The sequence below is a fragment of the Photobacterium panuliri genome, assembly GCF_059920555.1.
The window spans coordinates 136,350-163,105 of the sequence record NZ_CP197193.1; the positions used below are offsets into that span (position 1 = coordinate 136,350).

Consider the following 26,756-nt stretch of genomic DNA (forward strand, 5'->3'; position numbering starts at 1 on the left):
CTTAATTATTTATATCTTGTTGTACATCTATGACTTTATTGCAAATATATTCCCCTATTGGAATGGCCGAAGTTGCTGCGGGGGAAGGCGCGTTACATACATGCAAGCTGCGGGGGGTCTCGGCAAACAGGAAGTCATGCACTAGCGTACCATCATGCATTACCGCTTGTGCCCTTATCCCCGCAGGATAGGGAAGCAGATCTTCGGTTGTTAATTGCGGACAGTATTTATTGACCAAAGAGAGGTAGCCCGGCTTCCACCAAGCATTTTTAGTTTCTACTAGCCCTGTTTTGAAATGCTTGGCACAAACTTTCCAAAAACCGCTAAAACTGATCATTTCTAATGTGTCTCGAAGGTTGAAGTTGAGTCTTCCGTAGCCTTCGCGTTTCCAGCCTTGAACCGCATTGGGGCCTACAGTGACATAGCCACCGATCATCTTGGTGAGATGGACGCCGAGAAATGGCAAGTCAGGATCGGGAATAGGGTAAATAAGGTGATTGACGATGTGGTTATGCTTAGGCGCAAGGCGATAATACTCGCCGCGATAAGGGATAATTTTGAAGTTGGTGGCTAGCCCTTGCATATTGGCGAGTCGGTCGGCCATTAACCCGCCGCAACAGATAATGAATTGGCTTTGCAAAGAGAAAGTCTGCCCATCGCTTGTACAGCGTATGGTGACGATATCGTCACTTTCTTCAATGGCGGTAACTTCGGTTCGACGGCTTACTTGGCCACCCAGTTCTACAAATAGTTCGGCCATTTTATTGGTGACGCGTTGGTAGTCAACAATACCGGTTGCCTTGACGAAAAGAGCACCAAGGCCTGTTATGTTAGGTTCTTGTTCTCGAAGTTGGGCCTGATCAAGTCGTTTGGTATCAATACCATTTTCCTTGCAGCGTTCATACAGAGCGTGCATGCGCTCCAATTCTTTATCTGTAGTTGCTACCAGTAGTTTTCCGCAGAGCTCGACGGGGATTTGGTGAGCTTGGCAAAAGGCTTTAGTGGCTTTCTCACCCTCTTTGCAAAATTTAGCTTTCAGGCTGCCGGGCGCATAGTAGACGCCAGCATGGATGACACCGCTGTTGTGTCCTGTTTGATGAGCTGCCAGCTGTTTTTCTTTCTCTACCACGATAATACTGGCATTGGGGAAGTGCTGTTGAAGTTGCCATGCCGTGGATATCCCAATAATCCCACCACCTATAATGACATAGTCGTATATTTTCCCTTGCTTTATGCTGGTCATGTTTTTTTCGAAATTAGTCACAATGGATATTCAGCTCGTTAGCTGCCTTTAGTTTGTGAGGAGATACTTATCTAGATATTAGATGCTACGTCGAATTGGCGATGAAATCTGAGATGTAGCGCATTGATTACACATTGAATTTATGTACAAAGGTGTCAAAAAAGAGAGTGAATATCAAAAGACGGTACGGTGCATTATTCAAGAAGTGATTAATCACTATTTTGTCGTTCAATTCAGATTATGAATAGAGGACTCCCGTTTTTACGAGCAGCTTCTTACTACGATACATAGTAGTCTCGATATTGAGTAATAATGATCGTCTGCTATGGATTTCCAATGTATATTACAGCCATGAGTTCGTTGGTTCGCCTCCGCATAATTTCTTGTTTGAAAAAGATTGGAAACCTTTTTCAAAGGTTGATTGCCAACAAGAAACGGTAGCCAAATTTAGAGGGAAGCTACCGGATAGATTGTTAGAGTATTGGCAAGATTATGTTTTTTGTGGTTTTCAACAAGGTCTATGAAAATTGATTTGAGCGATACAGTTGTTTTGATTTAATAATAGGTAACACAATTGCATTTTTTAGCTTAAGTGCGTTTGTGAAAATTTCATGTTAACAATATTGTCGAATGGTTAGTATATGTCATTTAGAATTCCTGATGAAAATTTGGTTGAAATAGCAAGATTGTTTTTAGAATGTAAAAGAGTTAAAGAGAATTCGTGGGATTCATTTTATTTTGTTTTTAAGTTTGGCGAAGGGCATATTTCAAATTCAGGCTATCTATATGATGGTGATGAAGTAATACCAGCGATAGCAAAAATAGATGCTTATCCGGTTCTTTTGGGTGATAATTTGCTGGAATTAAGAGAGTTGATTTATTCAGAATGTGGTCATAAATTCATTCAACTTTTATTCCAAATGGAAAATAAAACAAAGCGTTTCAAAATAGATTTTGAGTTTGATGATCCAAAACGTTGGGCTATTACACCGTGTAATATGTTTGAAATGCGTGAAAGGTTAAATCCGGTCTTTGATAAAGAGTGAGTTTACAATATTGCTCAGCAGTGAAGATTATATTGAGTTTGAAGTCATTGATAATTATATAATCAATTATATTAATTTTATGCAGTGAGTGAAATAGCATTCACAAATCACTCCACTTTATTCAATTTGTTGTATTTTGTAATTGTGACCAATGTTCCGTTATTACATTTGGTTACATATTAGCGTATGGGGGAGAGTTGTTTTATTTTTGCAGAGAATAATCAGTATCGAGGATGCGCTTATGCTGCTTACCAAAGAAAAGTCAAAAACATTTCAATTTCCAACGGCATTTACTATTTTGTTTATTATTACGTTGTTTGCGATTGGGTTGACTTGGATTGTTCCTGCGGGATCATATTCAAAGCTCTCATATGATTCGGCGAGTAATTTTTTGTTGGTATCTAGTCCTCACGGTGATGTTGTTTCTGTACCGGCAACACAGGATGAACTTAAGAAACTCAATATTAATATTGGGATAGATCAATTTGTTAATGGCACGATACGCAAGTCTATAGCGATTCCTGATACCTATGAAGAGCTTGAGCAATCACCGAAGGGATTGAGCGATATTGCTATTTCGATGGTTGAAGGTACGGTCGAAGGGGCTGATATTATCGTATTTATTTTGATTCTTGGTGGGATGATTGGTGTTATTAATAAGACCGGGGCTTTTAATGCGGGTTTGGTAACTCTTTCTGAGCGGACAAAGGGGCGAGAGTTTCTTTTCGTTGCATTGGTGTGCATTGTTATGGCGCTTGGTGGAACGTCTTGCGGTCTTGAAGAGGAAGCGGTTGCATTTTATCCGATTCTTGTTCCGATATTCCTGACACTCGGATTTGACTCCATTGTGTGTGTTGGTGCGATTTTTTTAGCAGCTTCTATCGGTACTGCATTTTCGACAATTAATCCATTTAGCGTCGTTATAGCTTCAAATGCGGCCGGTATTTCCTTCACGGAAGGTATAGGTGTTCGTACTTTCGGTTTGATTGTTGGTATGGTGACCGTCATCGGTTATTTGTATTGGTATAGCAAAAAGATTAAAGCCGATCCCACCTTTTCTTATACTTATGAAGATCGTGACGAATTTAGAGAGCGTTTTCTTAAAAATCAGGACCTCAATAATAAAGTCCCATTTACCCTTCGTCGAAAAATTATACTGGCATTATTTGCGATAGCATTTCCTATGATGATCTGGGGAGTCTCGACACAGGGATGGTGGTTCGGCCAAATGGCGGCCTCGTTTCTTGCCATCGCTTTCGTAATCATCTTTATTTCAGGCTTAAGAGAGAAGGAAGCTGTTGAAGCCTTTACCCAAGGGGCATCTGAATTAGTTGCGGTATCTTTGATTATCGGTATGGCTCGCGGTGTTAATATTATTCCTGAGCAGGGCATGGTGTCGGATACCATTTTGGCTTGGGCTTCCGAGCTTGTGACTGGTATGCATGGTAGCGTATTTGCTGTTTCTCAGATGTTCATTTTCTTCTTGCTAGGACTTGTGGTGCCGTCGTCATCGGGGCTGGCGGTTTTGTCGATGCCGATTATGGCACCATTGGCAGATACTGTAGGTATACCGAGAGATATTGTTGTGTCTGCCTATAACTGGGGTCAGTATGCAATGCTCTTTTTGGCACCAACAGGATTGGTACTTGTAACGTTACAAATGCTTGATATCCCATTTAATAAGTGGGTGAAATTCGTGTTCCCAATAGTTCTCTTCTTGCTCGGTTTTGGCTCTTTATTGCTTGTTGCACAGGTTATGATGTTATAGAGCATTGATCGTAGTTTTTATCGATACTTTCAGAAATCTATTTTAGGTTGATTGTTGTCTTTTGCCTCTGGCTATTAACGGCTGGGGGCTTTTTTATGTGTGGAAAAATTACAATGCTGAATGCCTTTGTGTAATGTTTTTACTCCAGTATTACATGTGCATAGAGCTCGTAACGGTAGTGAATAAGTGTCACAAAGTGTGCGAAATGGTATCTATAGGCCCCTTATCTCATCCTGTTTACCGGTCTAGCACTACAATAGAATAGAAATAGATGTCATCTGGTCTGGGTATTGAAAGGAGTAGCAAAATGCTCAAGAAAGTCAGTGAGGTGGCGTTTTTTAAGTTTTTTATCGCCATAGCTTTTCATATGCTGGTGTTCTATGGCCTGTATTATGCTGTAGTGAATTACGATCGCCACCCGTGGTTGATTTATACGCTTGTAGTGTGTTCGGTCGTTGTGAGTGGCAGGCTTGTTTTCCGTTTATATAAAGCCCGCAAACGCCGATTGTCCACTCGATAGAAGGAGTCGGTTGATAGGCCTTGTCTCTCTGTGCAAACTGTGTGATCGTTCCTTGTTAAGACTTGGTATCACGTATTACGGTGCTGTAGTAGTGTGGTTTTAGATTCAGTGGTTGTGATACCGAAAGTATGTTTGCATTAAGGGTTGATATGAACAAGGTACATCCCAAATCACTTTATGGTAGTAAGTGGACCAAAGTGAACGCGGAGGGGCGTGAGCGGCACTTTATGATTATTGACGTAGAATATGATGATGATCAGAAAGTTACCCGATGTGTTATTCAGGCTGTGATTAATCATCGTATGTATGAGCTGAACTGGCGAGAGTTGAAAGACAGTTCGCAGTGGTCAATGGGATGGAAGTAGAAAAATCCCGCTCGGCTGAGCGGGATTTTTTTATTGAAGGTAGTTGCTAGGCGGATCGAAAACGCTTGGTGATAAAGTTAAAGCCAAAGACGTTGATAAGTGCCCCTGTGACTATCAGCCCGCCGCCAAGGTAGGTTTCTATTGCTGGATACTCTTGGAATACAACGATGCCAAGAATGACCGAGAAGATGATCTGGACGTAGGAATAAGCCGACGCCTTGCTCGCATCCTGGGTTTGCATCGCCTTGGTGAGGCCGAGTTGGCCAATTTGGGTGAATATGCCGACGAGGATCAGCAATCCGGTGAGATACAGGTTTGGTATGACGAAGTCATCACCAATAAGCAGGAGTGACGTCGGCAGGGCGATCAGCGGGAAGTAGAAGATGATCACTGAGCTGTCTTCTGTTGTGCTGAGTTTCTTGACGATGACATAGGCGACAGCACTCGCCATTGCTCCCATGATGGCAATCATCACGCTGAACATCGGGAGATCGGTCGTGTTGTTGACATTGAGGGTAGGTTCAACCATCACAAACAGCCCCAACATACACATGGCAATACAGATGAAAGTTGAGAATTGAATCCGCTCTTTTAAGAACAAAACAGCGAGTAGGGCTGTGAACACCGGATGGACATACTGCAAGATAGTGGCCTCGGCCAAGGGAAGGGTGGTCACGGCATAGTAGACGCACATTAATGCAGAGGTTCCCACCGCGCCGCGCAGGCACAGTAATTTGCGGTTGTTACCCCATACCGATAGCCGCTTGCGCTTTACATCCAAATAGCTAATCACCAAAGAGACAAACGCTCGGGCGGCAACAATTTCGAAAACTGGGATACCGTGGGTGCTGACCAGTTTTACGCAGGCTGTCATCAGTGCAAAGCCCAGTGCCGAAAGCACCATGAAGCGAACACCGATAGGAAAGTGTTGGTCTAAAGTCGTTATCATGACAGCAAAAAATTTATCCAGAAGGGAGGAAGAATGAACGACTGATTATCCTCTAGTTGCGACGGGATTCAAGTAATATACCCAAGCCACTCCGATAAAACTCATCCTTTGAAATTAGTGATATCGGAGTAACCTCGGTATATGTCTACTGGGTATGTTTTTGATGGGATGTCATGATCATCCACATGGTAACAATGCTAACTGCTTGTAAAATATAAGGGTTATTTGTTGATGAAATCGTAACTCACATCAGACGTATTACGCTTCCCGATGTATTTGTCTTCAAACTTAGGAGACCAAATAGCGGAGGCATTTTGGTTTTGGTTCCAATCAAACGCGGTTAGGCGGTAGGTCATTTTCCATTCACCGTTGCGTTTTTCAAAACGGTATTGGTGGCGCCCGCCAAGAATGCCTTCTTTATCGATCCCGTCTTCTTCATGAACGTGGTATGCCCAGACGTAGCTTTCAGCGGTGGCTTGGTCTCCATCAAGCTCAATCAATATGTTGCTGATGCGGTGTTGGGTGATTTTAAGCGCCTTGAAGCCTTCCATTGCCGGTTCAACGAAAGCATGGGCATTATCGTTGTAGAAGAATAAATCAGGGAAAATAGGATCTTGGTGGTCTTCAATGGCATCCTCCCAATAGGTTGACTTCATCAGTGCGCCATCCATCCGGTCTAGGGAGCGGGCATGGCGGTAGATCACCTCGGTAATTGCTTGTTTATCGAGTAAGTTTTGTAGTTGTTGCTGCATATCCATAATCTATACCTCGGTTTCGTGAATTTGTGGCCCCTAGCGGCTGTGGCTAATGGCTTGGTTGGTATTCTATTGTCTAACAAAATCGACTGAAACTGTGTTATCTTGACTAGTATCTATTCGATTTTGGAATGCATGGTTATGGATCAGCTAGGTGCCATGCGGGCGTTTGTCCGCGTAGTACAGACGGGAAGTTTTTCTGCGACTGGTCGCGAGATGAATACGACCCAAACGACAATTAGCAAAAAAGTCGCGGCACTTGAGAGTAAGCTTGGGGTCAAGTTGCTTACACGTACCAGCAGGGAGCTGGCTTTGACCCCGGTCGGGGCCGAGTACTATGAAAAATGCGTCATGATCCTCGGCGAGGTTGACGAGGCTGAGGCACAGGCGAGATCGGAAATAGCCACGCCACGCGGTGTGTTGCGCATTGCGGCTCCCGTTGCGTTGGGGCGCTTGGTTATCGCACCGTTGATGGCGGAATTTTTCTCGTTGTACCCAGAGATAAAAGTGAATTTGTCGCTCAACGACCGCCATGTCGATTTGATTGGCGAGGGAATGGATGTGGCGATTCGGGCCCGCAAACTAGAGGACTCGTCGCTGGTGGCACGTCATTTGATTGACAATCCTATGTATCTCCTAGCTTCGCCAGAGTATCTTGCCAAGTTCGGAGAGCCTCAATGCCCAGACGATCTACATAGCCATAATTGCCTCGTCTATTCGATGCTGAAATCCATCAATATTTGGCATTTCAGCCGTGATGGCCAAGAGTATAGCGTGCCCGTTAGCGGGAACTTCCAAAGTGACAACGGGGATGTTTTGCTCGAAGTGGCGTTGCGAGGGTTGGGGCTGGTGCAATTGCCGTTGTGGATGGTCGCGGATGATGTGTCTGCCGGTAGGCTAAAAATCGTATTGCCGGAGTACAGCGGGCAGACATTGCCGATTAATGCTATTTACCCGCAAAACCGTTATGTGCCGCTTAAAGTGCGTTGTTTTATCGATTTTCTTAAGCACAAGCTATCGACTAATCCTGTATACCAGTGATCGTCAAGTCGTTTGCGTTCAAGCATATGGCGGAAGTCACGGGACGATTGTTATAACTCGCAGAGAGAATAGAAACGCTCAAGGTTGAGGCCCTGAGCGTTTATATTTGGCAGGGCGCAATAGCGGCAAGGTAACTAAAGAATACTGACCGCATAAAGCGGATTAGGTGCTTGGCGTACGAAATACGTCCAAATATGCTCGTAGACCGCATGCTGGTTGGGAAAAGGGGCCAGCGCTTTGGCTTGCTCCAGCGAGCACCATTGATACTCGGTGTGTTCATGATTGAGCGTAACGGTTTGCTCCGGGGGACAGAGCACCGCAAAGACTGGGATCAGTTCGATGACGTTAGCATGGGCTTCGTAGAATTGTTCAAGGTATTGGGCATTATAGAGAGAGGATACTGTAATTTGGGTTTCTTCCCGAAACTCGCGAATAATGGCCTGCCAGCCTGTTTCTCCTGCTTCTATCGATCCAGCGATGTGGCACCAGAAGTTACCTTTGGTGCGTTTCATCAATAACATTTTCATCTCGCCATCTATTTCAGATAACGCGACACCGGCAACAATTGAAGTATTTACAGGGATCATCTTTATATCCTATGTGATGGAAATATCCATATAGCTTGGTGATAAGTGGGGGCCTACCGTTTAGGCTCTGGCAGTACAGCCGGGGTATTGTCCATATAGGTAAGGAAGTTTGCCCAGAGATCATGAGTACGTTGCTGAAGAGTTTCAATTTGGCAGGATATGCCCATTACGCCCCTGATTGTTCCATCCCGCCATAGGGTATATACCGATTTACAGTGTGAATCCGCATATTTCTCCCAGTCTTGCTGGGCTTGTTTGATGGCCTCAATCAGCTCGGGATCGTGGGCGTTGTGTGCCAAACTGGCATTAAGATAACGTTCCATTTCCACTCGTGCAGCGTCGCGTTCAATGGCGGCACAACGGTTCATATCGATCGTGGTAAATGCATTCTCACAGTCAAGAGGATCTTCTGTAGCCGATGCCGACAGGGAGATAACGGTTAACATGATAGGAAGTAGCTTTTTCATTATTATCAATGCTTTATTTTTAAGTATTTGTTGTTGGACTATTTGAAAATATGAGATGTTTCTTTTGTTACGCTTGCCGCTAATGGCGGGGCAAGCCTGATTAACAAGCGGTTAATGAATGATGCTGATCCGCCCTGACAAAAACTAGAACTGCCGTCGAGGAGGAGTTCCCCTGCATTTTTGCCGAATTGGAGATCAAAGGTATAGCATTGGCCTGTTCCCCAAAGTTTACCGTGCTGACCGGTGATGTATAACTGGTCTAGTTGGTAGGAGGGCGCCCATTGGATGTTGCTATCCTTGTTGGTTCGGCTTAAGTCTTTGACGTATAACACCTCTAAACGGGCGATCGAATTCATCCCCTCACTTTGGAATTTTCGTCCGTCACGGTCGTTTGCGACAACATTCTTGCTGTTTTCGACAAAACCCAGACATGCTGTTTCGAAGTAGATCTCATCCTGTTCGCGCCAACTTGTCGGTATGGCGTAAAGGTGTTCAAACCCTGTGATCGGGCAAGCCCTAGCTTTAGTGTAGTTTTCTGCCAGTGCCTGACGGCATTGCGATAGGTTGCTCTGGAGTGCTTTTTCAACTTTCTTGCTGTGTCTTGTGGGATCGCTCACTAACCAGGTGTCATAAACATCGTCACCCAGTGCAAGGCAATCCAACGGATTGCTGTTTTTTTGGCGGTAAAACATCAAGTCACTGATCAGCCATAAGCCGCGTTGGAATACGGGATCGGATTGGTTGGCCATATCGTAAAAGCCACAGTGTGAATAGTACTGGCTCAGTTGTTGCTCCGCCTCTGAGGACCGATTGCTCTGGTAGGCCGACAACGCATTGGAGCGTGCGGCATCAATACCGGAAAGCGAACAATTTGCCCAACCCGGAGAGGCGAGCAGGACACTGCTCATGAGCAAAGGGGTGAGGAGCGGGAGATGTCTCATAGGAAGCGCCAGTGAAGTTGTACAACGTAGGGGTAGCGTAGTGAGCTATTACCCAACAGAAAAAGTGTTTGGTCAGTATCCACGGCCCTGAAAGTAAAAGCAATGTATTGATTTAAATTAGAATTTAATACCTTTTGGATTGAGGTGTTAAATTTCGTTCGTATGATTCCCGCCAGACTATTCTCTGCGTATTTTCTATGGCACTTCGGTTACATCTGCACCGAAAGGATTTTATTGGCTTGGTCGAAAATTAACCGGTTGTGGGCTATACCTTTAAATTCAACCGTATATTTACCATTCGATAAAAACAACCGACAGGGGTTTATATGGCAGGGAAATACCGTGTTGTACGGCTGGCAGCAATGGCACTAACCATTGGCTTTGCAACAGTTGGAAATTTTGCAGCAGCAGAGGAAGAAGGTAAGCCTAATATATTAGTTATCTGGGGGGATGATATTGGGCAGTCAAACCTGAGTGCCTACACCTTTGGTTTGATGGGTTATAAGACCCCTAATATAGACAGCATTGCCAAAGAAGGCATGATGTTCACCGATTATTACGGCGAGCAATCTTGTACGGCCGGTCGTTCAACGTTTATCACCGGGCAAAGTGTGTTGCGTACCGGTTTGAGTAAGGTCGGACTGCCTGGAGCCGATTTGGGCCTTCAGCCTGAGGATGTCACGATTGCCGAGTTGCTCAAGCCACTGGGTTATGTGACAGGGCAGTTCGGTAAGAATCATTTGGGCGACAAGGATGAACATCTTCCGACCAACCACGGCTTCGATGAGTTCTTCGGTAACCTCTATCATCTTAACGCAGAGGAAGAGCCTGAGAATGTCGATTATCCGAAAGATCCGGAGTTTCGTAAGAAGTTTGGTCCTCGTGGCGTTATCCACTCTTATGCCGACGGCAAGATAGAAGATACCGGGCCGCTGACCCGCAAGCGGATGGAGACTATCGATGATGAAACCGTCGATGCGGCAATGGCCTTCATGGAAAAAGCAGTTAAATCCGACAAGCCTTTCTTTATCTGGTGGAATGCTACCCGAATGCATTTCCGTACCCATGTTAAACCTGAACTGCAAGGCAAGACGGGGATCAGCACTTATGCCGATGGCATGGTTGAGCATGATACCCATGTCGGTTTGCTGTTGAAAAAAGTGGATGATCTGGGGATTAAAGACAACACCATTGTTTTCTATTCTACCGATAACGGTCCGCATATGAATACTTGGCCGGATGCGGGGTTGACACCGTTCCGTGGTGAGAAAAATACCAACTGGGAAGGAGCCTACCGTGTGCCAGCGATGGTACGTTGGCCGGGCAAAATCGAACCGGGAACGGTCTCGAATGAGATCATGCACCATATGGATTGGATGCCGACATTTTTGGCTGCGACCGGTGATGACAGCATCAAAGAGGCGCTGAAGAAAGGGACCAAGGTAGGGGATACGGAATACAAGGTTTACTTAGATGGCTATAACTTCTTGCCGTATCTCACCGGCAAAGAGGAGAAAGCACCACGTAAAGAGATCTTCTACTTCACTGATGATGGTGACCTCTCTGCGCTTCGTTACAACAAGTGGAAAATCGTATTTTTGGAGCAGCGCGCTAAAGGAACGCTACGTATCTGGGCGGAACCATTTACACCACTGCGCGTACCAAAAATCTTCAACTTGAGAATGGACCCTTACGAGGTCGCAGATATCACCTCTAATACTTATTACGACTGGATGTTGGATCGAGCCTATATGCTAGTGCCGGCCCAGGCTTATGTGGCGCAGTATTTGGAAACCTTCAAGGAATTTCCGCCTCGCCAAAAAGCTGCCAGCTTCAGTTTGGATCAGGTGATGGAGAAGTTGAAGGAGCCGCAGAATAAGTAAGAGGGATGATGGGAAGCGGAACCCGTATGGGGCCGCTTCTTTTTTATCTGCTGTCGTTACCAGAAAAGCGAATAATAACAAAGGTAGGAAACGTGCCAAGGAATGCGCAAAGTGGAGCAAGAAGGAAAGTAGACAGTAGCTGGCTTTTAGGACTTGATGGCTGGCTGCGATGGCGGTTTATCATGGCGTTTATACTTCTAGGCGTGGGAATAACGGCTAACGCGGAGCCCAATTATGTCGGAAGTCAAACTTGTGCAGGGTGTCATCAGGAGCAGATGGCGGCATGGCAAGGATCGCACCATGATAAGGCGATGCAGCACGCGACCGTAGATAGCGTGTTGGGCAATTTCAATAATCAGGCATTGCGATTTAACGGCAGCGAAAACCGTTTTTTTCGTAAAGGTGAAGAATATTGGGTGCATATTGCCGACAGTGATGGGCACTATCGTGACTATCAAATTAGCTATACCTTTGGTTACTACCCACTTCAACAATACATGGTGGCATTCCCCGATGGTCGTATTCAGCTGATCCCGTTTGCTTGGGATACTCGGCCTGAGTCCGAAGGCGGGCAGCGTTGGTTCAATTTGTATCCGGATCAAACCGTTACCGATCGTTTTTATTGGACCAATACCGGACAGAATTGGAACCACATGTGCGCCGATTGCCATTCAACCAATGTCCAGAAAAATTACGATGCAAAGGGCAATCGCTACGCGACATCCTTTTCGGAAATCAATGTTGGTTGCGAAGCCTGCCACGGACCTGCGAGCTTGCATATAGACTGGGCCAAGCAAGTTGCCGACATGCCTCGCGACACACCCACTATTCAACAATCGGAATCGGGGAAAGGTTTGGCGAATCGTTCGCCCGATGGCGCTTTTCAGAACGAAGGGCTACACGATGGGCGAGATAGAGAGGATGCATATCAAGCCATGCAGATTGGGCTAACTCGAGATCTGAAACAAGCCGTGAGCCAATGGGTGCATCAAGAGGGGAATAAGACACTCCAGCCAAAGGCGATCGGTCAAACTGATCAGGTAATGGCGTGTGCCCAGTGCCATAGTCGCCGCACCCAACTGAATGAATCGCCTCATCGCTTACGGCAACCGTTTTCAGACTCATCTAAATCACCCGCAGACATACAGGATGACGGCTCTTTGGCGGCGAGAGAGCAGGGAGCCAATGCGTTTTTGAACAAGTACCGCATGAGTTTGATTACTGAGGAATTGTATTACCCTGATGGTCAAATTTACGATGAGAACTACGTATATGGCTCTTTTTTGCAGTCGAAGATGGCCAAAAAAGGCGTGACATGCACCAACTGCCATGATCCCCATACAGCCAAGTTAACAATGCCAGAGCCTGCGTTGTGCCAGCAATGCCATAACGCCAGTGCGTACTCACCCCAGAATCATACTTTCCACCCACCCGGATCCGAAGCGTCGAAATGTACCTCTTGCCATATGACCGAAACGGTATATATGTCCGTTGATCCTAGACGTGATCACAGCTGGCAAATACCGCGTCCTGATCTGAGCCAGCATACGGGAGCGCCCAATGCCTGCACCCAGTGTCATCAGGATCGTGATGACAAGTGGGCGGCACAGCAACTTGCCAAGTGGTTTCCTCATTCAAAATATCAGGATGCTCGGCACTTTTCGGTGGCTTTCTATGCCGAATCGATTGGCCATAGAGATGCTATCGATGCGCTGGCCTACATCGCTCAGGATGCCAGCGAAAGTGAGATTATTCGGGCATCGGCGCTGGAGCGGTTAGCCGGTCATGCCGGAGATCCCCGCTTACTGAGTGCCCGCCAGCAAAATAGGGTGGTGGCACTGGGGCGGGCAGTAAAGCATGACAGCGCGATGATCCGGCTAGGGGCAATTACCGGTTCGCAGGGTTTTGGTCTGGTAGAGCGTTGGCAGATATTGAGCCCGCTGCTGGTTGATCCGGTTCTGTCGGTACGAACAGAAGCCGCTGGTGCGTTGGTGGAGGGATGGTCGACGCTGTCACCGGCGCAGCAGCAACAGTTAATCCCCCCTCTTGCCGAGTATATGCAGATTCAGCAGTACAACGCCGATAGGGGATTTGGCCGCACCAATATGGGGAATGTCTATCGGGCTCAGGGCGAGACAGACAAAGCGATCGCCGCCTATCAGGGAGCCATTGCCATTGAGCCTTATTTTGATAATAGCTACGTAAACCTTGCTGATTTGTACCGAGAGCAGGGTAACGAGCAGTTGGCATTACAGACGCTTATCTCGGGAATGAAGGCCCAGCCGAAATCGGCGGCATTGCCATTTAGTACTGGGTTGGCATTGCTACGTCGAGGAGATAAAACAGGGGCTGTCGAGTATCTCAAGCTGGCGGCTGAACTGGCGGCCTCCAATTCTCGTTATTGGTATGTATATGGTTTGGCACTGGAGCAGCAGGATGTGATAGCGGCCAGCCAATCGCTGGAAAAGGCGTTTGCCTTGAGCGGCAACCCGCAGCACTTGTATGCCCAGTGTGAGGTTCTGGCGAGGAATCCTCAGGACGCTGCGGTTGCGATGGCGCTGAGCCGTTGTCTCGCAACACTGAGCCAGTATGTGCCAGACACGGTGATAGAACAGTTGAGGGGAGAAGCGATTACAAATCAATAGGTGTGGAACTTGCGTTCTTAAGCTGTGCCTTGATGGTCTCACGAAGTTGTTTGTGCGCCGGGTTATTGAGCTCTTTTCGGTGGTACACAAATTTGTAAGGGATGTTTGAGAAGGCGATCGGACTAGGCAGAATTTGTAGTTTCAGTGCTTTACTCCATTTCAGGGCAAAGGATTGAGATACGACACCTAAGCAGTCGTGTTGTGCCACATACATCGCCATGCCAGCGAGAGAGGACGTGACGATCTCGATTTTTCTTTCCTGAATAGGCTCATTGGCCAGTTGTTCAAATCCCGTGGCGTTGTCCCATTTCCCGCCAAAGAGGCAGTGCGTTTCTTGGTAAAATTGTGCTTTTGTTAATGTCCCTCGAATGCGCGGATGCTGTTCGCGGCAGATCATGACTGCGGGCTCATAAAAGGCGTCTTCAATGACGAAAGCGGCATCTTTTGTGATGACCGTATCAATAACAAGATCGGTTTTTTTCTGTCGAAGTTGCTCAAATAAAAGGTATTTTTCAGGTGGTGACTCATGAAAAATGACGTGTTCAATAGGCGTTAAACTGTGTAATAACGTTTCTGAACAGCAGACATCGAAATGCGTCCTTTCATAGATGGCATTATCAATTAGGCTTATGGCTTGTTGAAATTGCGGGATCAGTTGATGAGCCGCTGCTGTCAGTGCAATCCCCCTTCCTTTTTTTACAAATAATGTCTTCTGAATGACCTGTTCAAGGCGTTTAATCGATGCGCTCACGGCAGGTTGAGTGAGTCCTAGATGCTCTGCGGCTTTGGTATAGGACTGGTACTCCGCCACCACCAGAAATGTCTGAATGAGATTAAGATCCATAGAGTGATGTATAAATTTGATTTATGAGTTAAGTGGTTTTTACTGTATTTATCGTCTTGAGCTTACATTTTATCTTATATCAGCAACGGTATTGATGGGAAATACCTAAATGTATGCTGATAAAGAGATGGAGTAATGATGGGACAGGTGACGAAAAAAGCAGGGCGAGGGCAGTTTGTGCTTAACGCGTGCACGTTAGCACTCGGTATGACATCCGCCACCGCATTTGCGGCAGAGCAGCCGAATATTTTAGTTATTTTCGGTGATGATGTGGGGTATTGGAATCTTAGTGCGTACAACGGCGGCATGATGGCCTACAGCACCCCTAATATTGATCGCATTGCGAAAGAAGGGGTGAAGTTCACTAACTTTTATGCACAACAAAGTTCTACTGCGGGGCGTTCAGCTTTCATCACAGGGCAGATGCCAAAGCGTACCGGCTTATCGAAAGTCGGACTGCCGGGAGCGAAAGAGGGTATCTCTGAAGAGGATCCGACGATTGCGACGTTGCTGAAAGATCTGGGCTACGCCACAGGACAGTTTGGTAAAAACCATCTGGGTGATCGTGATGAACATTTGCCTACCAACCATGGTTTTGATGAGTTTTTCGGTAACCTTTATCACCTGAATGCAGAAGAAGAGCCAGAAAACGTGGATTATCCTCGTGATCCTCAGTTTAAGCAGAAATTCGGACCGCGTGGTGTGATTCATTCTTATGCAGATGGCAAGATTGAGGACACGGGACCATTAACTCGTAAGCGGATGGAAACGGTGGACGATGAGTTTCTTGATGCCGCAGAAACCTTTATTGAAAAGCAAGTAAAAGCGGATAAGCCCTTCTTTACTTGGTTTAACACCTCACGAATGCACAATTTCACCCATGTCCCAGAATCCTATCAAGGCAAAACCGGCGCTGGTTTTTATGCCGATGGCGTTAAGCAACATGATGATCAGATTGGTCAGTTATTGGATAAGTTGAAAGAGCTGGGGATCGAAGACAATACGATAGTTGTGTATACCACGGACAATGGCCCAATGATCAACTTGTGGCCAGATGCGGGGATGACGCCATTCCGCAGTGAGAAGAATACAGGTTGGGAAGGCGGGTTCCGTGTGCCTGCGTTGATGAAATGGCCTGGGCATATTGATGCTGGGACCTCTAAGAACGGCATTGTTTCTTTAGAAGACTTTTTACCGACCTTGCTGGCAGCGGCAGGAAACAGTGAGGTAAAAGCGCAATTGCTCAAAGGTAAACAAGTGGGCGATAAGACGTATAACGTTCACCTCGATGGTTACAACCAACTGCCTTACATCACGGGTAAAGCCGATGAATCACCGCGTAATGAATTCGTTTATTGGAGTGATGACGGTGATTTGCTGGCATTGCGTTACGGCAAATACAAATACCATTTCGCCATTCAGGAGCATGAAACGGGATTAGATATCTGGAAGATGCCGTTTACTAAATTGCGTGTTCCACAGTTTTACGATTTGAGTATCGATCCGTTTGAACGTGGGGATACAGGAATGGGCTACGACCGTTGGATGTATGAACGTACTTTCTTGGTGATGCCTGCAATCGAGAAAGTGCAAGAGGTCATGAATACCTTCAAGGATTATCCGCCGCGTATGACGCCGGGGTCATTTGTCCCTAAGTAAGCCACTTGTAAAAATGGCGCTCTGCGGAGCGCCATCGTCAATTGAGAGAACTCTATGAGCCAGTATTCATCTCGTCATTCTGCTTCTATGCCAATTATTCCCTTAAAAACAGCGGACAAGCCTGCAGAACAAGGGGCTTATGCGCGTCGTTTTCATGTAATGGCTAAGCCGGGTGGTGCGAAGTGCAATATCGATTGCCAGTATTGCTTTTATTTGCACAAAGAAACGTTATTGCACCAAGACAAACAGCCCCAGATGGATGATGCAACGCTTGAGGCGTTTATTAAAAATTACATCGAGAGTCAGGATGGCGATGAGATTGTTTTTTCTTGGCAAGGCGGAGAGCCCACCCTACTAGGTTTGCCGTATTTTCAAAAAATCGTTTCATTACAGCAAAAATATAAACCGGCAGGTGTCCGTATTGAGAACGATCTGCAAACTAACGGCATTTTATTGAATGATGCATGGTGTGAGTTCTTGGCTGCGCATGACTTCTTGGTGGGTTTGTCCATTGACGGACCAAGAGAGCTGCATGATAGATACCGTAAAACGCGCAGCGGGAAACCGACATTTGATCTTGTGATGCAGGCGGTTGATAAATTGAAAAAGCACCGCGTGACATTCAATGCTTTGGTTGCGGTGAACCGTCATAACGCTAAGTATCCTCTCGATGTCTATCGTTTTCTCACCCGTGAATTAGGGGTGACTTACATTCAGTTTACGCCGGTTGTTGAGGCGAATAATTTCCAAACAACGGCGCCGCAATTCTGGCATGAGTCCATGATTCCCATTGTGGGAAGCATATTGGCTGAGCCGGGACACCCTATGTCTGTTGTGACAGATTGGTCGGTAGATCCGAAGGACTGGGGATCATTCCTTATAGCAGTGTTTGAAGAGTGGGTGAATAACGACTTAGGTCGCGTATTGGTTAACTTATTTGAATCGGCGGTGGCACAAGTGATGGGTAAACCCTCTCAGCTATGTGTGACAGCTGAGTTCTGCGGGAAAGGGTTGGCGATTGAGCACAATGGTGATGTGTTCAGTTGTGATCACTATGTGTATCCAGAGTATCGACTTGCCAATATTCATCAGCACTCCTTGAGTGAGATGGCGTTATCAACACGGCAATTTACCTTTGGTATGGCAAAGCGGGATGCTCTACCCGGCTACTGTCGTCAATGCCCTTATCTTTCATATTGTTGGGGTGAATGTCCAAAGAACCGGTTAATTAAAACACCAGAAGGTAAGCAGGGACTGAATTATTTATGTCCGGGAATTCGGGCTTTCTTTGATCACACCATGCCTATGCTGGTGGGGTTGGCTGAGTTACTCAAAACCGGTCGTACTTTGTGGTAGGGCTTACTGACATCGTGTGAATATCGGTAATAAACCGTTGAGTGATGTTATCGATCTTATACTTATCCTTTATTGGCTGTGGCATTTTATTTTTAGGGGTATGCATGAATTCAACCCAGCAAGCAATAAATGAACTTATTGCGCTGACTGAGCGAAGTGTCATTGGACAAAGCCATGTGGTGCGGGCATTGGTGATCGGTTTGCTGACCAATGGCCATGTGTTGCTGGAGGGCTTGCCGGGCACGGCGAAAACACGGTCGGTGAAATCCTTGGCCAATTTGCTTGATACCCGATTTGGTCGTATTCAGTTTACTCCGGATTTATTGCCGTCTGACGTAACGGGTACCGAGGTCTATCAAGAGGTTAACGGCAAGCCCCTGCTGCACTTTCAGCCTGGCCCGATTTTCAACAATATCGTCTTGGCTGATGAGGTAAACCGCGCGCCGGCCAAGGTTCAGGCGGCATTGTTGGAAGCGATGGCGGAGGGGACGATCACCGTGGGTAACGAAACCCATGAGCTGCCACCGTTGTTTATGGTACTTGCTACTCAAAATCCGGTGGAGCAGGAGGGAACCTATCCGTTGCCGGAAGCGCAGATGGATCGCTTCATCATGAAAGTGACGGTGGATTATCCGGATGACAGTGCCGAGCGGGATATCGTGCGGCTTGTTCGCAATGAAGAACGCATTGAAGAGCACCATGACGAATGCAATGGCGAGCGCGAAGAAAAGGCAATACAGAGTGAGGATCAAAGCGCGGGCGGAAGTGATATCGCGCAGCGTGATGAAAGCCGTTATATCGATCCCGCAGTGGTGTTTGCTGCTCGCCGTGCGTTGCCGGACATTGCGGTGTCTGATTTGGTCGAAAATTACATTGTGGCCTTGGTGATGGCGACTCGCCATCCGGATCGTTATCCCGAGACTGATCTGTCCCGCTGGATTGAAATAGGCGCAAGCCCTCGTGCCTCGATTGCGCTGGATAAATGTGCCCGTGCCTATGCATGGCTGCAAGGGCGGGACCATGTTCTGCCGGATGATGTGCGTGCTATGGCATCCATGGTGCTCGGTCATCGCATCAGTCTCTCTTATGATGCTTTGGCTGAAGGTATCACCCATCAGATGGTGGTGAATGCGCTGCTTGACCATGTGCAGATAGGCTAGGGGTAGATATGGCCAGACCGACGATTGTTCCGCGCTCTCAAGATCTCGACCCGCGCCTGTATTGCGATTATGCCCAGTTGGTGCGTCTGCAATCACAGGCGATGTCGTTCAGTTTGCTGCCTCATCTTAAAGCTGGCAGCGTCTTGTCTGGGCGCCATCACTCATTGTTTCGTGGTCGTGGTTTGAACTTTGAAGAGTTACGGCACTACCAGCGAGGGGATGATATTCGCAATTTGGACTGGAAAGTGACCCTGCGTACCGGCAAACCCCATGTACGTACCTATACCGAGGAAAAAGATCGTAACGTGATGCTTTGCGTTGATCAGCGTAGCTCTATGTTCTTTTCCTCAACCTCGGTGATGAAATCTGTGGTGGCTGCTGAAATTGCGGCGATGTGTGCCTGGCGGATCCTAAAAGACGGTGATCGAGTGGGCTTTTTGATTGCCGATAGCCAGCATCTTCATATCAGCAAGTCCCAGCGTTCTCAGCATGGGGTGTTACGCCAGCTGCGCCTGCTTAGTCAGGCAAATCAATCGCTGAGCGTGGCATCGCAAGATGGCGATCAAGTGGGGTTTTCCCGTTGGTTGTATCAGCTAGGCCGGATGCGCCTGAAACAGTCGACTCTGGTGATCATCAGTGACTGGCATGATTGCGACGAACCCATGCTGGAGCAGCTCAAACAGTGGCAGCAGCATAACGATGTACTGGCCGTTCAAGTGAGTGATCCGTTCGAGCAAGCTCTGCCCCCTGAACTTGCCGGGGCCAATTGGGTAATAGGTGATGGAACCTATCAGATGAATCTTGATTCGCACGTCAAGATCGAGCAGGCAAGCCGTTATTTGCATGCCCAATCTGGCCGTCAGCGTGATGCTTTGAGGCGTTTGATGGCAATCAAACGGTTGCCACATATCGAACTGGATACAAGGGGCGGGCATCTGGGCTGTTTCCGGCAAGCAGTAGGAGAGCGAGGATGACTGCCGCTGAAAAGATGGTATCACAGGGCGTAGCGGAACATGCCCCGCCGAGCAGTTATATGTTGCGTAATCTGCATGATGTTCCGGTGCCGGATGGGGTCAGTTGGTGGCCGCAGACATTGGGATGGACAATTCTCGGTGCGGCTTTGGTGCTGTTGCTGATGTACTGGGTTTACCGGCAGGTGTGGGGATGGTGGCAAAACCGCTACCGTACAGAAGCCCTTGCCGCGATCGACAGGATCAACAAGGATCCTGCTATGAGTGCGATCCAACGCGGGCAGGCGCTATTTCAGGTACTCAAAGTGGTGATGGTGTATTTGGATAGTCGTCATTCCGCGCTATTCGGCCAGCCATTTTTGCAGCAGCTTGATCGCTATTGCTCTGTTGATTTGTCGGGGCTTGCTTCTGAACGTGGTTTCGATAATGCATTGGGTGCGCGCTGGATGGAGTCATTGGTCAATCCTCATATCGGGTTAGCAGTGTCAGATTGGCAGGTATTGCATGCCAATAGCTGTGAATGGCTGAAAACGCATTCGCCTCGGCGTGGTCGGTCTGATTTGCAATCAGCCGAAGGTGCAGGGGAATAAGGATGAACGTTTGGTTGTCGTTGGCGTCGCTTCAGTTCGAATTTGCTCATCCGTGGTGGTTTGTGATTTTGCCGTTGCCGTTGGTTGTTTATTTTCTTGTGCCGGCTTACCGCACAAGGCAGTTGTCCACCAAAGTACCGTTTTTTCGCCAGCTATCAGAAGCGTTGGATGCCAAGCCCACACGGGGGGCCAGCCAGCTATCTCCTCGCTGGTGGCAGAGGGCGACCTTGGTTTTGTCTTGGATCTTAGTGGTCGTTGCTTTGGCCAAGCCGATGGTGCTGGGAGAGCCGCAGACAAGAGAGCGGATGGGAAGGGATCTGATGGTGGTGGTGGATTTGTCCGGCTCAATGGCTGAGCAGGATTTCAGCTCGGATAACGGAGCCCAGATCTCTCGCTTGGAGGCCGCCAAGCAAGTGCTTTCCGATTTTGCCAAAACGCGAAAAGGAGATCGTTTAGGGCTTATTTTGTTTGGGGATGCTGCGTTTGTCCAAACGCCTTTTACGGCGGATCAGCCGGTTTGGCTGGCATTGCTGCAGCAGACGGACGTCGCGATGGCTGGGCAAAGTACCCATTTGGGTGATGCTATGGGCTTGGCTATCAAGGTGTTTGAACAAAGTGCGCAATCCCGCTTGGCGGCTGGGGAGAGTGGATCCCGAGAGCAAGTGGCCATTGTGCTAACAGACGGTAACGATACCGGCAGTTTTGTTGAGCCGGTTGAAGCAGCCAAGGTTGCTGCCGCCAAATCAGTGCGTATTTATATGATTGCGATGGGAGACCCGCGTACGGTGGGCGAGAGTGCGTTGGATATGGATACCATCAATCAGGTTGCGAGGTTGTCAGGGGGAAAGGCGTTCTCGGCCTTGAACCGTGACGAATTGGAGCAGGCCTATGCACAGGTGGGTAAATTGGAGCCCCAGCTCTATGAGAGCATGACCTATCGGCCCAAGCAGAGTGTGCATCATTATCTGATCGCCTTGGTTGTCGTGATGTACTTGGTTGCATTTGGTATTGCGAGTTTTCAGCGTTATGTTGGAAAGCAGGCTCGCGAGAATAAACAAAGGGCCAAGCAGCAAGGAGCCCGGCATGTTCGATAGTCAGGGCATACAGGCTTTTATCAGCCAGTTTCATTTTATTCGACCGTATTGGTTATTGGCGCTGTTGCCGATGTACGCGGTGTTTTATTGGCGTTGGCGCGAAGAAAGTCAGCCGAGTTGGCAGGATGTGTTGCCGGCCCATTTGCGCAGGGCCTTGACCTTGGGAGAGCAAGGTTGGCGTAAGCAATTACCATTGAAAGTGTTGGCGTTGATCATGACGTTGGCGATTGTGCTCTGCGCCGGGCCGACATGGCAACGAGAAGCCTCGCCATTTGGAGAGGACAAAGCCGCTATGTTGGTAGTACTGGATAACAGCGAAAGTATGCTCCAGACCGATTTGGCTCCCAGTCGACTTGAAAGAAGCAAACAGAAAATCCGCGATTTATTGGCGTTGCGTGATGGCGGGAAAGCAGGTCTGGTGGTTTATGCAGGGACGGCCCATGTGGCGATGCCTGTAACGCAGGACAGCCGGGTATTTGCTCCGTTTCTGGCCGCGATTACACCGGAGATAATGCCGGTAGAAGGCAAATCGGCAGAGCAGGCATTGTCGCTTGTTGCGGAACAATTGCAGGGGACGCCGGGCTCAACAGTGCTATTGGTGAGTGATGGTGCTAATCAAAGCACAATTGATGCTTATCGAGAGTATTTTGCGAATAATCCCTACCAGTTGTTGATTTTGGCAGCGGGTAACCCCGATGTTACCAGTTCAGATCCTATCAATATGAAGGCGCTTGGCGATCTTGCCAGTGTCAGTAATGGCCGATTGGTGACAATGACTGTGGATGGCTCGGATGTCGAGGCGTTGAATCGCTATATTGAGCGCAATATGCAACTTAATGGAGAATCAGCTATGCCGTGGAGGGACATGGGATATGGCCTGTTGATTCCTATTGCGGTGATTTTGCTGTTGTGGTTTCGTAAAGGATGGCTAGTGCAGTGGATTTGGGTAGCGATGGTGTCACTGTCGTTGCTGTTGTCTGCCATGTTTAGTGCATCGATCTTGTATGCCCCCGCAGCGAATGCCCAACCGATAGAGATGAAAGCCAAACAAACCGACCCTGTTGAGACGCTGACAGCGTTAGATAAAGCGACGCAGTGGTGGTGGGACTTATGGCTTACGCCGGATCAGCAAGGACAGTGGTTGTTTAATAAAAGCGAGTATTTGGCGGCAGGGCTGCATTTTGATGATCCGCTTCGTAAAGGTATCGCCTATTACTACGCCGGGGAATTTAAATTGGCACACACCGCTTTTATTCAGGCCGATTCGGATCGAGGCCAATATTACGCCGCCAGTGCTTTGGCTCGCCAGCGTGAATATTTGGCGGCGCGTGATTTGCTCAAATCTATACTGGACAAGCCAGGATTGGCTCCGGAATTAAAAAGAGATGTCGCCCATAATTACCGGGTGCTCAGCGGTATTGTGGATGACATCAATCAATTCAGCGAAAGTCAGGCGGGCTCGAGTGATGGCCCAGAGCAGTCGTTTGAATTGGGAGATGAGCCTCGTACGGCAGATGGCGCTGACGAGAAGACCTCTGCCGAGTTGATGGTGAAAGAGCACTTGAGAGCCAGTGACCTACTGGGCAGTGATGATCTGGCTGATAAATGGCTCAAACGGGTTGAGGCCGATCCCAAGTATTTTCTCAAAGCGAAATTCCAGTTACAGCTCCGCGATAGATACCAGCAAGACAATCAAAGTACGGATGCAGATCATTCCGACAATGAGGGAGATCTGCAATGACGCAATATCGTGTGGCGCACAATAGGAAGATGAAAATAAGTGACGCGGTTGCTTGGCGTTGGGTGATGTGGGTGTTTGCGATCGTGTTGATGAGCACAAGTGCTCTGGCTACACCAGATATCGAAAAAGAGACCGAAATAAGAGCCGATAAAACCGGAGTGCGGGTGAAGGCTTGGGTGGGCGACGAAGGAGGAAAACCAGTTTTTAGTGTGAACGAGCAGGTGATCCTCTCCATTGATGTTTCCACATCGCGCTGGTTTACGGGGGGGACTCGAATTGGTCGGGTTGATATTCCCAATGTGATCGCCAAACAACGCAATCAATTAGCCACCAATTACACGACACGAGAGCAAGGCCAGACATGGTCACATCAACGGTGGGAAATTACCCTGTACCCGCAGCAGTCTGGTCGGTTTACCATCCCGCCTATTTCGGTGAATGTGCAGGTATCAGGAGAGGATGGCCAGAATGTGCGAGGCACGGTGCAAACATCCTCCGTGCGTTTTGAAGCCCGGTTACCGTCAGGTTTGCTCACCCAAGAGAGCGTTTGGTTTGCCGCTAGTAAGGCGGATGTCCGTCAGGTATGGCAGTCGTCGACGGATACACTCCATGTCGGGGACGCCGTAACCCGTACCATCACGATTACGGCACAAGATAGCTTGTCGGTGTTATTGCCAGATTTGATGGCGACAGAGACCAGTGGTGCGAACGCGGCATCATCTCTGCGTGGTTATCAGGCGTATGCCCAGCCGCACCAACTAAGCGATACCCAGTCGCGGGGGGATTATCAGTCCAGTCGTACCGAGCAGACGGTGTATATCCTGCAAATGGGCGGGGATATTCAGTTTCCGGACTATACCTTTTTCTGGTGGGATACTCAGCGTCAAATTTTGCAGACGGTGACGGTTGCCGGTAAGTCATTCCATATCGCACACACGTGGCGTTCGTGGCTGGCCTATTACTGGCCCATTTTGGCAAGCGTGATCATCAGCCTGTTGGTGCTAATGGGGGGATTGTGGGCGCTTCGCCGATATTTTCAGACTCATCCTAAGCCGGAGCGGTGGCAATTATGGCAATTGCTACGAAAAGGCCAATGGGCGCAGGCACGGGTATTGATTTACCGTCGTTTGCGATTAAACGGGGGTGAGCTGGAGATCTCTCAGGCCAGAGCGGGTCGACATTTCCCTTCTTGGGGCCATGACAGTGTGTCCTTCCAGCAAGAAGAGTCTGCCAGCCTTGCTCTGTATCACCGACTCTGGCGGCAGGTCGCAAAACGTGTTGGTCATCACCGAAGGCTGTGGCGATTGCCGAAAGCGTTGCTCACACTTGAAAATTTACCACAGCCGCTATCAAACAAAGGACGTGCGAAGTAGCGCGTCATAGAGTGCAAGGGCGGCCGGCCCGGTGTTAGCACCTTTGGGCAAGGTAAGGTGGAGGGGAACCTGATAGCAACTCGCATGTTCGACATTGATGATGGCAATGCCTGTGCTTTTCCCGCTATGTATCAAGTGTTCGGGTAATCGGCAATAACCACAGCCTTGCTCGACAGCCTGCATGGCATGGTCGAAATTGTCCACGGTGATCCGCTGCGAGGATTTCAGCCATCCCACATCCTGTGTTTTTCTCCCATCATTGTCAGATTGATTAGCCGTGTTTGCACCTCCCAAGTCTCGTACGACAATCTGGCAGATCGCCGATAGTTCTGTAAGAGAAATGCTGCTGGCTGTCGCGAGCGGATGATGACAGCTAATGACTGGGAGCATTTTTGTCATGCCGAAGGCTTGTGCCGGAAAATTGGTGACGGGCAAATTGATGATGGCAACATCGGCTTTAGCTTGTTTGACCATCTCTTGGGTTTTGCTCAATGACGTTTCGATAACTTGTACCGACGTGGTGCTGTTATCGGCCGCAAAATGTGCTATCGCCTGATAAAGAAGTCGGGGATCGCATAGGTGGTCAACGGCCACGGTAATCTCCGATTCTATTCCACGGCTAAGCTGGTGACTGATTATTTCCAGTTCGTGTGCTTGCTCTAACATTGCACTGGCCCGGCGTAGCAATAATTGTCCAGTTGCATTTAGAACGCTTTTTCTTCCTTGAATATCTAGCAGTGTGACTCCCAGTTGTTCCTCCAGTTTTTTGACACTGTATATCAAGGTGGTATGGCTTTTGTTCAGCAAAGTAGCAGCGGCCTGAATGCTACCCGCACGGTGGATAGCATCTAGTGTTTGCCATTGGTCGAGGGTGGTCTTGAGTTTCATTGGTCTAATTTATCTACCATTAATGGCAATATTATGAACTTTAATGTCAATTTATTATAGATGAAAATAGCGATATAGATTACGGCACAGTGCTCGTAGCAAGAAAACAATAGAGGCAACACCATGAAATTACTGCAGGTGGATTTTCCGTTTAATGGCCCGTTTGGTGAAGAGATGGCGGCAGCATTGACGGGGTTGGCTGAATCAATCAACCAAGAGCCGGGGTTCGTGTGGAAAATTTGGACGGAAAGTGAACAGGACAAACTGGGTGGTGGCATTTATCTGTTTGTTGACCAAGCCAGCGCCGAGCGTTATTTGGCAATGCACACCGCTCGCCTGCAACAGATGGGTATTGATGGTATCCGGGGCCGGATTTTCGATGTTAATCCAACGCTTACTACGGTGAATCATGGCCCCGTGGCGTAATGGCTTAATCGTGTTTAGAGAGCAAGATATGAATAACAAAACTTTCCTTACCATTCACGGTGTTATTTATAGTGTTTTTGCAGTGGCGTTGTTTGCTTTACCTGCTCAAATGTGGCCAATGTACGGTGTGCAGATTAACGATCAGTATGCGCTGTTTCTTTCTCAGCACACCAGTATTTTCCTTGGTGGTATTGCTGCTATCAGTTTGTTGCTGCGTGATATCGAATCAGGTCGGGTAGCGACCAAGTTGCTGGTGGCGTTGGTGATCACCAATGGCTTGGGTGTGCTGATAACCGGTTATGCTGCCGTTATGGGGATTTTTACCGGTCTTGGCTGGAGTGATCCGCTATTCTTTTTGTTGCTTGTGATATTGGGCCTCTGGCAGGTTAGAAAGCAATAGCAAATAAAACTGTATAAGAACCAAGCCACCTCGAAGGTGGCTTT

25 protein-coding genes and 2 pseudogenes are annotated in these 26,756 nt (G+C 47.9%); 19 read left to right on the forward strand and 8 right to left on the reverse strand.

Annotation, left to right across the window (positions count from 1 at the left end; all coding sequences use genetic code 11):
- Nucleotide 1: 1 nt before the first annotated feature.
- Nucleotides 2-1,243, reverse strand: coding sequence for an L-2-hydroxyglutarate dehydrogenase (gene lhgD / locus ACSF8X_RS16715; RefSeq protein WP_500851721.1), 1,242 nt, complete (start codon nt 1,241-1,243; stop codon nt 2-4).
- A gap of 383 nt (nt 1,244-1,626) precedes the next feature.
- Here lhgD and ACSF8X_RS16720 point away from each other — a divergent pair, with 383 nt between their 5' ends.
- The 5 genes from ACSF8X_RS16720 to ACSF8X_RS16740 all read left to right on the forward strand — a co-directional run bounded on the left by ACSF8X_RS16720 (nt 1,627) and on the right by ACSF8X_RS16740 (nt 4,942).
- Complete coding sequence (locus tag ACSF8X_RS16720; protein ID WP_500852157.1) at nt 1,627-1,767, forward strand: GAD-like domain-containing protein; 141 nt, start codon at nt 1,627-1,629, stop codon at nt 1,765-1,767.
- A 117-nt stretch (nt 1,768-1,884) separates the two neighbouring features.
- On the forward strand, nt 1,885-2,289 hold the full coding sequence (locus ACSF8X_RS16725; protein ID WP_500851722.1) for a hypothetical protein: 405 nt from the start codon (nt 1,885-1,887) through the stop codon (nt 2,287-2,289).
- 241 nt (nt 2,290-2,530) lie between these two features.
- On the forward strand, nt 2,531-4,057 hold the full coding sequence (locus ACSF8X_RS16730; RefSeq protein WP_500851723.1) for a YfcC family protein: 1,527 nt from the start codon (nt 2,531-2,533) through the stop codon (nt 4,055-4,057).
- A gap of 307 nt (nt 4,058-4,364) precedes the next feature.
- Complete coding sequence (locus ACSF8X_RS16735) at nt 4,365-4,577, forward strand: hypothetical protein (protein WP_047879777.1); 213 nt, start codon at nt 4,365-4,367, stop codon at nt 4,575-4,577.
- A 149-nt stretch (nt 4,578-4,726) separates the two neighbouring features.
- Nucleotides 4,727-4,942, forward strand: coding sequence for a TIGR02450 family Trp-rich protein (locus tag ACSF8X_RS16740; protein WP_047879778.1), 216 nt, complete (start codon nt 4,727-4,729; stop codon nt 4,940-4,942).
- Between the two features lie 46 nt (nt 4,943-4,988).
- On the opposite strand, the gene ACSF8X_RS16745 is transcribed toward ACSF8X_RS16740, so the two are convergent.
- Nucleotides 4,989-5,891 (reverse strand): DMT family transporter, encoded by a 903-nt coding sequence (locus tag ACSF8X_RS16745; RefSeq protein ID WP_500851724.1) that lies wholly within the window; start codon nt 5,889-5,891, stop codon nt 4,989-4,991.
- Nucleotides 5,892-6,112: 221 nt separating this feature from the next.
- On the reverse strand, nt 6,113-6,649 hold the full coding sequence (locus tag ACSF8X_RS16750; RefSeq protein WP_047879780.1) for a nuclear transport factor 2 family protein: 537 nt from the start codon (nt 6,647-6,649) through the stop codon (nt 6,113-6,115).
- Nucleotides 6,650-6,787: 138 nt separating this feature from the next.
- On the opposite strand from ACSF8X_RS16750, the gene ACSF8X_RS16755 reads away from it, so the two are divergent.
- On the forward strand, nt 6,788-7,687 hold the full coding sequence (locus ACSF8X_RS16755) for a LysR family transcriptional regulator (protein ID WP_500851725.1): 900 nt from the start codon (nt 6,788-6,790) through the stop codon (nt 7,685-7,687).
- A 134-nt stretch (nt 7,688-7,821) separates the two neighbouring features.
- Here the strand turns inward: ACSF8X_RS16755 and ACSF8X_RS16760 are convergent, their stop codons facing one another.
- Genes ACSF8X_RS16760 through ACSF8X_RS16770 form a run of 3 tightly spaced genes read right to left on the reverse strand, consistent with a single transcriptional unit; the run spans nt 7,822 to nt 9,682 of the window.
- A complete protein-coding gene (locus tag ACSF8X_RS16760; RefSeq protein ID WP_500851726.1) occupies nt 7,822-8,274 on the reverse strand; it encodes an NUDIX hydrolase in 453 nt (150 codons plus the stop codon).
- A gap of 53 nt (nt 8,275-8,327) precedes the next feature.
- Nucleotides 8,328-8,741: a lysozyme inhibitor LprI family protein gene (locus ACSF8X_RS16765; protein ID WP_500851727.1), complete on the reverse strand. Its 414-nt coding sequence runs from the start codon at nt 8,739-8,741 to the stop codon at nt 8,328-8,330.
- Between the two features lie 38 nt (nt 8,742-8,779).
- Nucleotides 8,780-9,682 carry a hypothetical protein gene (locus ACSF8X_RS16770; RefSeq protein WP_500851728.1) on the reverse strand — a complete coding sequence of 301 codons (903 nt, stop codon included), beginning with the start codon at nt 9,680-9,682 and terminating at the stop codon, nt 8,780-8,782.
- A 326-nt stretch (nt 9,683-10,008) separates the two neighbouring features.
- On the opposite strand from ACSF8X_RS16770, the gene ACSF8X_RS16775 reads away from it, so the two are divergent.
- Both ACSF8X_RS16775 and ACSF8X_RS16780 read left to right on the forward strand, forming a co-directional pair.
- The gene (locus ACSF8X_RS16775; protein ID WP_500851729.1) at nt 10,009-11,565 is read left to right on the forward strand and encodes an arylsulfatase; all 1,557 of its coding nucleotides are present in this window, start codon (nt 10,009-10,011) and stop codon (nt 11,563-11,565) included.
- Nucleotides 11,566-11,747: 182 nt separating this feature from the next.
- Nucleotides 11,748-14,210, forward strand: a complete 2,463-nt coding sequence (locus ACSF8X_RS16780; RefSeq protein ID WP_500851730.1) for a multiheme c-type cytochrome — start codon at nt 11,748-11,750, stop codon at nt 14,208-14,210.
- Here the strand turns inward: ACSF8X_RS16780 and ACSF8X_RS16785 are convergent.
- Nucleotides 14,197-15,054, reverse strand: coding sequence for a LysR family transcriptional regulator (locus ACSF8X_RS16785; protein ID WP_500851731.1), 858 nt, complete (start codon nt 15,052-15,054; stop codon nt 14,197-14,199). The two genes, ACSF8X_RS16780 and ACSF8X_RS16785, sit on opposite strands and share 14 nt — an antisense overlap.
- A 138-nt stretch (nt 15,055-15,192) precedes the next feature.
- On the opposite strand from ACSF8X_RS16785, the gene ACSF8X_RS16790 reads away from it, so the two are divergent.
- The 9 genes and pseudogenes from ACSF8X_RS16790 (at nt 15,193) to ACSF8X_RS16830 (ending at nt 24,998) form a co-directional block, all read left to right on the forward strand.
- Nucleotides 15,193-16,713 (forward strand): arylsulfatase, encoded by a 1,521-nt coding sequence (locus tag ACSF8X_RS16790; RefSeq protein WP_500852158.1) that lies wholly within the window; start codon nt 15,193-15,195, stop codon nt 16,711-16,713.
- A gap of 54 nt (nt 16,714-16,767) precedes the next feature.
- The gene (locus ACSF8X_RS16795) at nt 16,768-18,069 is read left to right on the forward strand and encodes an anaerobic sulfatase maturase (protein ID WP_500851732.1); all 1,302 of its coding nucleotides are present in this window, start codon (nt 16,768-16,770) and stop codon (nt 18,067-18,069) included.
- Nucleotides 18,070-18,173: 104 nt separating this feature from the next.
- Nucleotides 18,174-18,752: pseudogene (locus tag ACSF8X_RS16800) on the forward strand (AAA family ATPase); the annotation flags it as partial.
- A 129-nt stretch (nt 18,753-18,881) separates the two neighbouring features.
- A pseudogene (locus ACSF8X_RS16805) lies at nt 18,882-19,229 on the forward strand (AAA family ATPase); the annotation flags it as partial.
- An 8-nt stretch (nt 19,230-19,237) separates the two neighbouring features.
- The gene (locus tag ACSF8X_RS16810) at nt 19,238-20,203 is read left to right on the forward strand and encodes a DUF58 domain-containing protein (protein ID WP_500851733.1); all 966 of its coding nucleotides are present in this window, start codon (nt 19,238-19,240) and stop codon (nt 20,201-20,203) included.
- A complete protein-coding gene (locus tag ACSF8X_RS16815) occupies nt 20,200-20,790 on the forward strand; it encodes a DUF4381 domain-containing protein (RefSeq protein ID WP_500851734.1) in 591 nt (196 codons plus the stop codon). The genes ACSF8X_RS16810 and ACSF8X_RS16815 overlap by 4 nt, the downstream gene beginning before the upstream one ends.
- Nucleotides 20,791-20,792: 2 nt before the next feature.
- Nucleotides 20,793-21,884 carry a vWA domain-containing protein gene (locus ACSF8X_RS16820; RefSeq protein ID WP_500851735.1) on the forward strand — a complete coding sequence of 364 codons (1,092 nt, stop codon included), beginning with the start codon at nt 20,793-20,795 and terminating at the stop codon, nt 21,882-21,884.
- A complete protein-coding gene (locus tag ACSF8X_RS16825) occupies nt 21,874-23,625 on the forward strand; it encodes a vWA domain-containing protein (RefSeq protein ID WP_500851736.1) in 1,752 nt (583 codons plus the stop codon). Before ACSF8X_RS16820 ends, ACSF8X_RS16825 begins: the two co-directional genes overlap by 11 nt.
- Nucleotides 23,622-24,998 carry a BatD family protein gene (locus tag ACSF8X_RS16830; RefSeq protein ID WP_500851737.1) on the forward strand — a complete coding sequence of 459 codons (1,377 nt, stop codon included), beginning with the start codon at nt 23,622-23,624 and terminating at the stop codon, nt 24,996-24,998. Before ACSF8X_RS16825 ends, ACSF8X_RS16830 begins: the two co-directional genes overlap by 4 nt.
- Here the strand turns inward: ACSF8X_RS16830 and ACSF8X_RS16835 are convergent.
- The gene (locus ACSF8X_RS16835; RefSeq protein WP_500851738.1) at nt 24,975-25,886 is read right to left on the reverse strand and encodes a LysR family transcriptional regulator; all 912 of its coding nucleotides are present in this window, start codon (nt 25,884-25,886) and stop codon (nt 24,975-24,977) included. The genes ACSF8X_RS16830 and ACSF8X_RS16835 overlap by 24 nt on opposite strands.
- Before the next feature lie 123 nt (nt 25,887-26,009).
- Here ACSF8X_RS16835 and ACSF8X_RS16840 point away from each other — a divergent pair, with 123 nt between their 5' ends.
- Nucleotides 26,010-26,312 (forward strand): monooxygenase, encoded by a 303-nt coding sequence (locus tag ACSF8X_RS16840; RefSeq protein WP_500851739.1) that lies wholly within the window; start codon nt 26,010-26,012, stop codon nt 26,310-26,312.
- 28 nt (nt 26,313-26,340) lie between these two features.
- Nucleotides 26,341-26,712: a hypothetical protein gene (locus tag ACSF8X_RS16845; protein WP_500851740.1), complete on the forward strand. Its 372-nt coding sequence runs from the start codon at nt 26,341-26,343 to the stop codon at nt 26,710-26,712.
- The last annotated feature ends 44 nt before the right edge of the window (nt 26,713-26,756 follow it).